This window comes from Bartonella sp. AC130YNZD (assembly GCF_042196865.1).
Lineage (GTDB): Bacteria > Pseudomonadota > Alphaproteobacteria > Rhizobiales > Rhizobiaceae > Bartonella.
The window spans coordinates 1-615 of sequence record NZ_JBHIQZ010000168.1 but is presented as its reverse complement, the minus strand read 5'-3'; the positions used below and the strand labels follow the sequence as shown (position 1 = coordinate 615).

Below are 615 nucleotides of genomic sequence, written 5' to 3'. Positions count from 1 at the left end.
CATTGACGCCCCATAACCCATTCAAGAGCAGGCTTGCCATTGACGATATACTCATAAGCTTCAAGAGGGATATCTGTTATGGTAATATTGCTATTGTAAATAACTGTTGATTTATCCTTTTCGGCTTTGCCTTTCTCTTTACCTGCTTTTGCGAATTTCATTTCAGTCACATAATAAAACTTTTCGGGATTAGAGATCTCTGTCTGTTTTGGATTACCCTTTTTAAAGGTCACTGGATACGGCTCTACATCTTCATAATTCACATGCAAATGACCCAATTCACGCCCTGCTGTTACAAACTTCCAAAAATCATCAGCACTCTTTACACAAGGGATACGAGGTAATTCTTTGCATAAATTATCAGCATAACGAGAGCGATAATCTTCTGAATGAAGTAGACCGTAAACATAATAGAATAGATCATCTTTTGTTATGGTTTCATTAGGATAAGCCATTTTAAAATATGCTAGTCCTTCATCCGTAATGGCATCACGTCTCTGTAAACCAGATGTTGTGTTTTTCTCTGTAGAATTTGTAAATAAATGGGATTGTTTTTTGTTTTTATTCTTTGAAACTGTAGTGTCTTCGTAAATATAGCGTGGAAAGCATTGACCA

Annotated in this window: 1 protein-coding gene; it reads right to left on the bottom strand. The window is 35.9% G+C overall.

Going from position 1 to position 615, the window contains the following annotated elements; all coding sequences use genetic code 11:
- Positions 1 to 615: type ISP restriction/modification enzyme (locus ACFINU_RS10310; protein ID WP_375667736.1), on the bottom strand; the 615-nt coding region annotated here is incomplete at both ends.